Origin of the sequence: Streptomyces sp. 13-12-16 (assembly GCF_002114215.1) — a bacterium.
Taxonomy (GTDB): domain Bacteria; phylum Actinomycetota; class Actinomycetes; order Streptomycetales; family Streptomycetaceae; genus Streptomyces.
On the sequence record NZ_NCTE01000491.1, the window covers coordinates 1 to 6,384 of the forward strand.

5 protein-coding genes and 1 pseudogene are annotated in these 6,384 nt (G+C 72.0%); 2 read left to right on the plus strand and 4 right to left on the minus strand.

Annotated features, from left to right (window positions below):
• Nucleotides 1-146: 146 nt before the first annotated feature.
• Nucleotides 147-797 (minus strand): TetR/AcrR family transcriptional regulator C-terminal domain-containing protein, encoded by a 651-nt coding sequence (locus tag B7767_RS19435; RefSeq protein WP_085573295.1) that lies wholly within the window; start codon nt 795-797, stop codon nt 147-149.
• A 72-nt stretch (nt 798-869) separates the two neighbouring features.
• Here B7767_RS19435 and B7767_RS19440 point away from each other — a divergent pair, with 72 nt between their 5' ends.
• Nucleotides 870-2,276, plus strand: a complete 1,407-nt coding sequence (locus tag B7767_RS19440) for an FAD-dependent oxidoreductase (RefSeq protein ID WP_085573296.1) — start codon at nt 870-872, stop codon at nt 2,274-2,276.
• Nucleotides 2,277-2,279: 3 nt separating this feature from the next.
• On the opposite strand, the gene leuE is transcribed toward B7767_RS19440, so the two are convergent.
• A complete protein-coding gene (leuE, locus tag B7767_RS19445; RefSeq protein ID WP_085573297.1) occupies nt 2,280-2,933 on the minus strand; it encodes a leucine efflux protein LeuE in 654 nt (217 codons plus the stop codon).
• A 65-nt stretch (nt 2,934-2,998) separates the two neighbouring features.
• The gene (locus B7767_RS19450) at nt 2,999-4,579 is read right to left on the minus strand and encodes a methylmalonyl-CoA mutase (protein ID WP_085573298.1); all 1,581 of its coding nucleotides are present in this window, start codon (nt 4,577-4,579) and stop codon (nt 2,999-3,001) included.
• Between the two features lie 307 nt (nt 4,580-4,886).
• Here B7767_RS19450 and B7767_RS19455 point away from each other — a divergent pair, with 307 nt between their 5' ends.
• Entirely contained in the window at nt 4,887-5,735 is an 849-nt protein-coding gene (locus B7767_RS19455) for a L,D-transpeptidase family protein (RefSeq protein WP_085573299.1), read from the plus strand.
• 200 nt (nt 5,736-5,935) lie between these two features.
• Here B7767_RS19455 and B7767_RS46435 read toward each other — a convergent pair.
• Nucleotides 5,936-6,384, minus strand: a pseudogene (locus B7767_RS46435) (hypothetical protein); the annotation flags it as partial.

Below are 6,384 nucleotides of genomic sequence, written 5' to 3' on the forward strand. Positions count from 1 at the left end.
CCGTGCCGACGTGCGGGGTCCGGCCCGGGGCGGAGGAGACGGACCCGCCGGGCCGGAGCCGTCGGCACGAAACCGCCGGACCGGAGCCGCCGGCACGGCAGTCGCCGGCGCGCGGCGGCCCCCGGTGGTGACGGGTCCGGGTGCCGTCAGCGCTCCCGGAGGGTGAGCGCGATGCCTTCGACGACCGCGGCGAGCCCCGCCTCGAAACCGGCCTGGTGGTCCCGGAACATCTCGTACCCGGCCTGTGCGGCGAGCGGCTGGGCGGCCAGGCGCTCCCCGCGGGCGTCCAGGTCGTAGCCGTCGGCCCCGGTGGCGGGGTCGGGCCCCATCGCCTGCTCCTCGATGACGTATCCGATGGTGTAGCTGTACGCCGTGAACCAGGCGCGGGCGGCGGCGGGCGGGGTGAACCCCGCGTCGGTGAGCGTCCGCAGGCCGGCCTCCATCGGCTCGGCGTACGACAGGTCGGTGAAGCGGGTGCCCGCGTAGACCTTGGCCCCGTCGCGGTAGCGGAGCAGGTGCTCGCGCAGGCCGCCCATCATCAGGCGGAGCGCCTCCCGCCAGTCGCCGGCCGACGGGGTGGTCAGCTCGGCGGTCATCTGCCGCATCATCTCCGTCGCCATCTCGTCGAGCAGCGCCTGCTTGTCCTTGAAGTGCCAGTAGAGGGCGGGCGCCTTGACGTCCAGTTCTCTGGCGATCACGCGCAGCGTCAGGCCGTCCAGGCCGACCTCGTTCAGCAGTCTCAGCGCCGTGTCGGCGACCCGTCGGCGGTCCAGGGGGGCACGTCGTTCCGAACTCACGCTTGACAACTTAACACCGTTAGGGACACGCTCACAGGGCAGGCCACTTAACAACGTTAAGGAGACTTGATCATGAGCGACACCCATGTGCTGATCGTGGGCGCCGGGCCGGCCGGCCTCACCCTCGGCATCGACCTGGCCCGGCGCGGGATCCCCGCGCTGGTGGTGGAGCGGGCGGACGAGCTGTTCCCCGGCTCGCGCGGCAAGGGGCTCCAGCCGCGCACCATGGAGGTCTTCGACGACCTGGGCGTCCTGGAGGCGATCCACGCGGTGGGCGGCGGCTACCCGGCCGGCATGATCTGGCGGAACGGCGAGCGGCTCCGCGAGCACCACGTGTTCGAACAACCGGCCGGGCCGAGCGAGGACTCGCCGTACGACGAGCCGTGGATGGTCCCGCAGTGGCGCACCCAGCGGATCCTGCTGGAGCGCCTGGAGGAGCTCGGCGGCAAGGTCGCCTTCGGCCGGGAGGTCACCGGCGTGGCCCAGGACCCGGAGGGCGTGACCGCGCACTTCGCCTCCGGTGGGCCGGTGCGCGCCCGGTACCTCGTCGCGGCGGACGGCGGCCGTTCCGTGGTGCGCCGGGCGGTGGGCGTCGGCATGACCGGGGAGGAGGTGGATCCGTTCCCCACGCTGGTGGCGGACGTGCGGATCACCGGCCTGGACCGGGACAACTGGCACTTCTTCCCCCAGGGCGAGGGGACCGAGGACCTCCTGGCGATCTGCCCGCTGGCCGGGACGGAGGACTTCCAGCTGGTCGCCCGGTTCGCGGAGGGCGCGGAGGTGGACCTCTCCCCGGAGGGCGTACGGCAGGTCGTCGCCGCCCGCTCGCACCTCGCCGCCGAGGACGTCACGGAGGTCCGCTGGGCCTCGGACTTCCGGCCGCGGGCCGCGCTCGCCGACCGGTTCCGGGTGGACCGGGTCTTCCTCGCGGGCGACGCGGCGCACGTGCACTCCCCGGCCGGCGGCCAGGGCCTCAACACCAGCGTCCAGGACGCCTACAACCTGGGCTGGAAGCTGGGCGCGGTCCTGGGCGACGGGGCTCGGGCGGCACTGCTGGACACGTACGAGGAGGAGCGGCGCCCGATCGCCGCGCAGATGCTGGGCCTGACCACCAGCATCCACCGGGGTGAGACGCGACGGGGCGGGGCCACCCGGCAACTGGACCTCGGCTACCCCGCGTCGACGCTCACCGCGGAGACGCGGACGGCACCCGGCCCGGTGCGCGCGGGCGACCGGGCCCCGGACGCCACGGTGAACGGCGTACGCCTCTTCGACGCGTTCCGGGGGCCGCACTGGACCCTGCTGGCGCTGGGCACGTCCGCCCCCGCGCCGTCCGCCGCCGTACGGCTGGTGCAGGGCCCGGCGCACGAGACCTACGGCACGGGGCTGTTCCTCGTCCGCCCGGACGGCTACGTGGGCTGGGCCGGGGACACGCCGGACGGGCTCCCGGAGTACCTGGCCCGGTTCGGCGGGCGCTGACCGCTACGCGCTCGCCAGCGACAGCTTCGCCGCGAAGCCCAGGAACAGGGCGCCGGCCGCCGAGGTGGCACCGGCCGCCAGCCGCCGCCTGCGCCGGAACGCGTCGGCCAGGCGGGTGCCGCCGAAGATCAGCAGCGACAGGTACAGGAAGCTGGCCGTCTGGAGCAGGGCGCCGAGGACGACGAAGGAGAGCGCGGGGTAGGCGTAACCGGGGTCGACGAACTGCACGAAGAAGGAGATCAGGAAGAGGATCGCCTTCGGGTTGAGCAGCGACACGACCAGCGCGCGGCGGTAGGGGCGCTCGTCGGCGGACGGGACGGCGGGCACCCCGGCCGGGTCCGTCGGCTCGCCCCGCGTCCTCCACATGCCCCACGCCGAGCGCAGCATGCCGTACGCCATCCACGCCAGGTACGCGGCACCGGCGTACTTCACCACCAGGAACAGCAGTGGCGTCGTGGTGAGCACCGAGGCCGCGCCGAGCGCCGCCAGCGTCATCAGGACGGTGTCCCCGGTGAAGACACCGGCCGCCGCCGCGTAGCCGGTGCGGACACCCTTGCGGGCGGCGACGGAGAGGACGTACAGGGAGTTGGGACCGGGCAGCAGGACGATGAGGATCAGTCCCGCCAGGTAGGTGGGGAGGTCGATGACGCCGAACATGGAGGGAGTGTCGCACGAGGGTGCGGCACTCCCTCCAGGGGTGTCCCAGCCTGCGGGAAGGCGGCTCAGAACGCGTCGCTCGGCACGTAGGTCCCCCAGACCTCCCGCAGCGCGTTGCACACCTCGCCCACCGTCGCGCGGGCCTTCAGGGCCTCCTTCATCGGGTACAGGACGTTGTCCTCGCCCTCCGCCGCCTTCTTCAGGGCGGTCAGCGCCGAGTCGACCGCCTGCTGGTCGCGTTCCGCGCGGAGTTTCGCCAGGCGTTCGGCCTGCTGGGCCTCGATGGCCGGGTCGACGCGGAGCGGCTCGTACGGCTCCTCCTCGTCGAGCTGGAAGCGGTTGACGCCGACCACGACGCGCTCGCCGGAGTCGGTCTCCTGGGCGATGCGGTAGGCGCTGCGCTCGATCTCGTTCTTCTGGAAGCCGTGCTCGATGGCGTTGACGGCGCCGCCGAGGTCCTCGACCTTCTTCATCAGCTCCAGCGCCGCCGCCTCGACGTCGTCGGTCATCTTCTCGACGACGTAGGAACCGGCGAAGGGGTCGACGGTCGCCGTCACGTCCGTCTCGTAGGCGAGGACCTGCTGCGTACGGAGGGCGAGCCGGGCGCTCTTGTCCGTCGGGAGCGCGATCGCCTCGTCGAAGGAGTTGGTGTGCAGCGACTGCGTGCCGCCGAGCACCGCGCCCAGGCCCTGGACGGCGACGCGGACCAGGTTCACCTCGGGCTGCTGGGCCGTGAGCTGGACGCCCGCCGTCTGCGTGTGGAAGCGCAGCATCAGGGACTTGGGGTTCTTCGCGCCGAACTCCTCCTTCATCACCCGCGCCCAGATCCTGCGGGCCGCACGGAACTTGGCGACCTCCTCCAGGATCGTCGTACGGGCCACGAAGAAGAAGGACAGGCGCGGGGCGAAGTCGTCCACGTCCATGCCGGCCGCGACGGCCGTGCGGACGTACTCGATGCCGTCCGCGAGGGTGAACGCGATCTCCTGCGCGGGAGAGGCGCCCGCCTCGGCCATGTGGTAGCCGGAGATCGAGATCGTGTTCCACTTCGGGATCTCGGCCCGGCAGTACTTGAAGATGTCGGCGATCAGGCGCAGCGAGGGCTTCGGCGGGAAGATGTACGTGCCCCGCGCGATGTACTCCTTCAGCACGTCGTTCTGGATCGTGCCGGTGAGCCTGTCGGCCGGAACGCCCTGCTCCTCGGCGACCAGTTGGTAGAGGAGCAGCAGGAGGGCGGCGGGGGCGTTGATCGTCATCGACGTCGACACCTTGTCCAGCGGGATGCCGCCGAACAGCACCCGCATGTCGTCCACCGAGTCGATGGCGACGCCCACCTTGCCGACCTCGCCGTGCGCGATCGGGGCGTCGGAGTCGTGGCCCATCTGGGTGGGCAGGTCGAAGGCGACCGACAGGCCCATCGTGCCGTTGGCGATGAGCTGCTTGTAGCGGGCGTTGGACTCCGTCGCCGTGCCGAAACCGGCGTACTGGCGCATCGTCCAGGGCCGGCCCGTGTACATCGTCGGGTACACGCCCCGGGTGAAGGGGTACGCTCCCGGCTCGCCCAGCTTCTCCGCCGGGTCCCAGCCCTTGAGAGCCTCCGGCCCGTAGACCGGTTCGATGGGCAGACCGGACTCCGACTCGCGCGCCATGGTGTGATGCCTCCCGCTGAGCAGCGTTGCTCGATTCGCTCGTCCGGTACCCGTCAGTTCCTCGTCGGCACGGGCCGACCCTTCGACGGACTGTAGCGGTGCGCGTACGGCCCGGTGGAGGGGCGCACGCTGGGACCTTCCTCACAGCTTCGGTGGGACCCCGCTCACAGCACCACCTCGGCGGTCGTCTTCCGGCCACTCACCACCATGCCCCTTTGTTCGTCGGAGGTCACGTCCGGGGAACATCTCAGGTGACGGCCGGGCGCGGCCGGTGAGACGACGGGGGGCCGGTGTGCGTAGTACGGGCATGGGGAGGAAGGGAATCGCGGCCGTCGCGGCGCTGACGGCCCTGGCCGCGCTGGCCGGTGGTGCGGCCGGTTGCACGGTGCAGCCCGCCGGGGCGGGCGGGGAACACAGGTCGCCGGTGCGCATAGAGGTGCCGAGCCGGACGCCGTCCGCGTCACCGTCACGGGCTCCGGACGACGACGGCGGGAAGTCCTCCCCTCCTTCCGGCGCCCCGGCACCGCGCGTGCTGTGGTCCCCCGGCGACTCCGGGCGCGACATACGCGAACTCCAGGCCCGGCTGCGGCAGGTCGCCTGGATCTTCCACGGGCCGACGGGGACGTACGACGACCTGACGGCGGAGGCGGTCCGGGGCTTCCAGGGCAGGCGCGGACTGCCGAGGACCGGGGTGACCGACTCCGTCACCTGGCAGCGGCTGCTCGGCATGACGCGCGAACCGGGCAAGTGGGAGCTGTATCTGATGGGCGGCCAGCCGGCCGACGCGCCCGACGCGCGCTGCCGGACCGGCCGGGTGCTGTGCATCAGCAAGACCAGCCGCACCCTGCGCTGGATGATCGACGGGCGGACGGTGTCGACGACGCCGGTGCGCTTCGGTTCCGAGTACACGCCGACCCGTGAGGGTGTCTTCCACGTCTACTGGAAGTCCCGGCACCATGTGTCCACGCTCTACGACTCGCCCATGCCGTACGCCATGTTCTTCAGCGGCGGACAGGCCGTGCACTTCTCGGCCGACTTCGCCGCGCGGGGATACGCCGGCTCCTCGCACGGCTGCGTCAACGTACGGGACGAGGAGGCGATCGCACGGCTGTACGAGCAGGTGCGGAACGGCGACAAGGTCGTCGTTCACTGGTGAGACGGGGCGCGGGCGGGACCGGGGGAACGTGTCCCGCCCGCGCCGAGGTGCACGAGCCGTGGGTACGGGGGGAACCCCGGCTCCGTGCGACAGCCGATGACCAGTCGGCTCACTCATTACTGCGTCACGAGGGCCGAAAGTGTCACACCGGCCGGGGAGGAAAGTTCAACGGCCAACAAAAGGGCAGGTCAGGGGCGGTGTCATGGGGTCTTCTTGCCGCCGTTGCCGTTGTTGCCGCCGTTGGCGCTGTTGCCGCCGTTCCCGTTGTTGCCGCTGTTCCCGTTGTTGCCGCTGTTCCCGTCGTCGTCCTTCTTCGCGTTGTTGCCGCCGTTGCCGTTGTCGGCAACGTTGCCCTGACCTCGGCCCTGGCCCTGACCATGCCCTTGGCCCTGACCCCGGCCGTCGCTCCGACCGTCGGCCTTCCCGTTGCCGTTCCCGCTGCGGGCTCCCCCGTCGGTGCCGGTCGCGCCGGACGCACCGGAGGTGTCCGACGTGGACAGCACGTCCTCGCAGTACGCGCCGACGCGGGAGGAGCCGCCCGCCGCGTCCTCGAGGAGGTGCTCGCGCTCGCCGTTCAGCGCCTTGCCGTCGCGCCACGCGCGACAGGCCGCGGCGATCTGCTTCCCGCCGCGGCCGGAACGGACCGCGC